We start from the raw sequence: 3,471 nt of genomic DNA, 5'->3' as shown, positions 1-3,471 counted from the left end.
ACGAATTGGCGTATTTAGTGATAAACCGCCGTTTGGATATTTAGATGCACAAGGTAAAAACCAAGGCTTTGATGTAGAGATTGCCAAGCATGTCGCTAAAGATCTGCTCGGTGATGAAAACAAAGTTGAGTTTGTTTTAACTGAAGCTGCGAACCGTGTCGAATATTTAAAAGCCAATAAAGTAGATATTATTTTTGCAAACTTTACCGTTACCCCAGAACGTAAAGAGGTGGTCGATTTTGCTAAGCCTTACCTAAAAGTGGCACTAGGTGTGGTCTCTCCTAAAAGCCATCCGATTACCGATGTAGCTCAACTGAAAGATAAAACTTTGTTGGTAAACAAAGGTACAACGGCTGATTCATTCTTCACCAAGACTCATCCTGAAATTAAACTACAAAAGTATGAGCAAAACACTGAAACTTTTGATGCTTTAAAAGATGGTCGTGGTGCTGCGCTTGCACATGATAACTTGCTGGTTTTAGCTTGGGCTAAAGAAAATCCAAATTACACCGTTGGCATTACCAATTTAGGTGAGCAGGACTTAATTGCACCAGCAGTGAAAAAAGGCGATAAAGAGTTACTGGACTGGTTGAACCAAGACTTAGAGAAACTGGCAAAAGAAGGTGTGATTCATCAGGCTTATGAAAAAACGTTAAAACCAGTTTATGGCGATACGATTAATCCAAAAGATCTATTGGTTGAGTAATTCTAACAAAGAGGACTCTAGATAGGATTTGCTCGAGCTAGGAGTCGACTAGATTTTTAAAGTCGGCTCTGCTGCTAATTTATCTGCCAAATATTGAATCAATACACTCAATTTAGGTGGGACATGCCGTGTCGGTGGGTAAAGTAACCACAGCCCACCACTGTAATAGGTTTTAAAATCCCAGTCTGGTAAAACCTGAACTAAGGTGCCTTGTTGTAGAGCATGGCGTGCAACGAAGTACGGCAAGCTCGCAATACCTAAATGCTGTAATGCAGCACTCAAACGCACACCCGTATGATTTGCAGCATAACGACCACGCACGGCAACACTTATCGATTTATTTCCTTGTTGAAATTTCCACTTTGAGTCACTGGCTTGTTCACCCAAGTAAATGCATTCATGCTGCTTTAAATCATGAGGATGGTTCGGTGTGCCATGCTTGGACAAATACTCAGGTGTGGCACAAACCAAGTGATCAATATCAATCAGCTTTCGACCCATAAGGCCACCCGGTGGTTGCTCTGTAATTCGAAGCGCTAAATCGACGCCATCATCAATGAGATCTACATAGCGATCTTCTAAAAGCATTTGAATATCAATTTTTGGATAACGTCCTAAAAATTCGGGTAAATGCGGATGAATCATAAAATGTCCCACAGCTTTCGGAACACTCATACGAATAATACCTTCGGGTTCGACATGAAATTGGCCCGAACTTTCCATGACTGCTTGTGCAGCATTCACCATATCTAAGCAACGTTGATAGACCTGTTGTCCGCTTTCACTTAAGCGAAGTTTCCGCGTAGTTCGATAGAGTAAGCGGGTGCCTAAAGCACGTTCTAATCGAGCAATCGCGCGGCTCACAGCAGAAGGTGTTGTACCAAGCTGGCGTGCAGTTTCAGAAAAGCTTTCCGACTCGACAACCTTAACGAAAGTCGCCATTTCATTTAACAGAACCAGACTTTGATTTGTGCTCATGAGGCAAAAGTTATTTGGATTTTGACTGGATTATCGCGTCTAAAAAATCGCAATACAATCTTTTAAGTGATTTTCAGGAAACTAAATTGTTATGTGGCAGTTGTATGGGCATGAGTTTTTAACGCTAGCTCTTATTCACTTTATGGCGGTGATTTTACCGGGACCAGATTTTGTGATTACGGTAAGACAAAGTGTACGTTATGGTTATTTGATTGGATGTCTGACTGCAATTGGTATTGGTGTCGGAATTTCAGTACATGTGTTTTATACACTTGTTGGTATTGGCTTTTTGATTCAGCAAAGCGAATGGCTCATGTCACTGATCAGAACAGCGGGGGCAGCTTACTTAGTGTATTTAGGATGGCAGTGTTTACGTAGCCAGCCGAATACCACTATTGATATTAATGGCCAAGCAGGCAGTGATACGTCGAGTTTATTTAAAGCTTTTACAATGGGTTTTCTCACTAATGCATTGAACCCAAAAGCCACTATCTTTTTTCTGGCAATTTTTACGACGATTGTAAGTACGACCACACCAATGAAAGTTCAGGTTTTTTATGGGGTTTGGATGTGTATGGTCAATGCCATCTGGTTTATGGTGGTGAGTGTACTGTTTGCACAGCCTATCGTACGTAAAAGATTTTTGGAGTTTGGGATTTATTTTGAAAGGGTGATGGGAGTGTTGTTGATTGGGATTGCGTTGAGATTGATTTGGAGTTTGTTTAATTAAGTTGGATATCTATTGATATTTCCTCAGGTTAAAGTCATCTGCAAGTTTTTAGACTAGCACAACGGAGCCCATACTTGCATTTGCTAGTGCTAAATTTCATCTACAGCCTGCCCATAATTTATAAAGATAATGTATTTGCAATATTTTTTGAAAAATGAAAACAGAGAACAGGTTCTGTGGATGAGAAAGTTTTTGGTTACTTTTTTAAAAAAGTAATGGAATTAGCTACTTTCTTTGGAGACAAAAACGGTAAGACTCCGCCGTGATAACCACTAATAATTTTTAGCTCAACCTAAAGTCATCTGCGAACTATTGCATAGCACGACAGAGTATTATCGCTTAAAGTTTTAATTTCTTCAGTCGCCTTCGGCTGGACTTACTTTGGTTTCGCTCAAAGTAAGCAAAAGCATTGTCATCTGCAAAACCTGTCGACTTATTTCATTTAACTAGTGTTTCACAGAAACAGAATCTTTTTGATGCTACGCAGGTTGCAGACGACTTTTGCTCGAGTAAATGTGGTGCTAAGACTATTTGAGTTTTAATAGTTTCCTCATTGAAAAATTGAATTTTAATGATGGCAAATTAATTATAAAAAAGACCGCTCGAAAGCAGTCTTTTTTAATAAATTTAACTCGTACGTCGATTACGCGTTAGTTGATGTAACACCGACACCAATAAATCAATTTCTTCAGTTGTATTATAAAAAGCCAAAGACGGACGCACGGTCTGTTCTACACCAAAACGACGTAAAATTGGCTGTGCACAGTGGTGGCCAGAACGTACGGCAATGCCATGTTGATTTAAAGCTTTACCGACTTGTTCAGTTGAATAGCCTTGTAAAGTAAAGGACATCACACTGGCTTTGTGATGTGCCGTTCCGATCAGGCGTAAACCAGACACACTACTCAGCGCATTTTGACCATATTCGAGTAGATCATGTTCATAGCGAGCAATGTTATGAATGCCTAGACTTTCTACATATTCAAGTGCAGCACCTAAACCAACAGCATCGGCAATGTTTCCAGTTCCAGCTTCAAACTTGTTTGGTGCAGGTTGG

At 40.0% G+C, this 3,471-nt stretch carries 4 protein-coding genes; 2 read left to right on the top strand and 2 right to left on the bottom strand.

Annotation, left to right across the window (positions count from 1 at the left end; translation table 11 throughout):
• On the top strand, nucleotides 1-706 hold a 706-nt coding region (locus C1642_RS17155; protein ID WP_228153968.1), incomplete at its 5' end, for a cysteine ABC transporter substrate-binding protein.
• Nucleotides 707-754: 48 nt separating this feature from the next.
• Here C1642_RS17155 and C1642_RS17150 read toward each other — a convergent pair.
• Nucleotides 755-1,684, bottom strand: a complete 930-nt coding sequence (locus tag C1642_RS17150) for a LysR family transcriptional regulator (RefSeq protein ID WP_021510696.1) — start codon at nucleotides 1,682-1,684, stop codon at nucleotides 755-757.
• 91 nt (nucleotides 1,685-1,775) lie between these two features.
• On the opposite strand from C1642_RS17150, the gene C1642_RS17145 reads away from it, so the two are divergent.
• Nucleotides 1,776-2,414 (top strand): LysE family translocator, encoded by a 639-nt coding sequence (locus C1642_RS17145; RefSeq protein WP_103236640.1) that lies wholly within the window; start codon nucleotides 1,776-1,778, stop codon nucleotides 2,412-2,414.
• Nucleotides 2,415-3,041: 627 nt separating this feature from the next.
• On the opposite strand, the gene C1642_RS17140 is transcribed toward C1642_RS17145, so the two are convergent.
• Nucleotides 3,042-3,471: aminotransferase class V-fold PLP-dependent enzyme (locus tag C1642_RS17140; protein WP_146035347.1), on the bottom strand; the 430-nt coding region annotated here is incomplete at its 5' end.

Origin of the sequence: Acinetobacter sp. AKBS16 (assembly GCF_002899995.1) — a bacterium.
In the GTDB taxonomy this organism is placed as follows: domain Bacteria; phylum Pseudomonadota; class Gammaproteobacteria; order Pseudomonadales; family Moraxellaceae; genus Acinetobacter; species Acinetobacter baumannii.
This window is presented reverse-complemented; position numbering and strand designations above follow the sequence as displayed.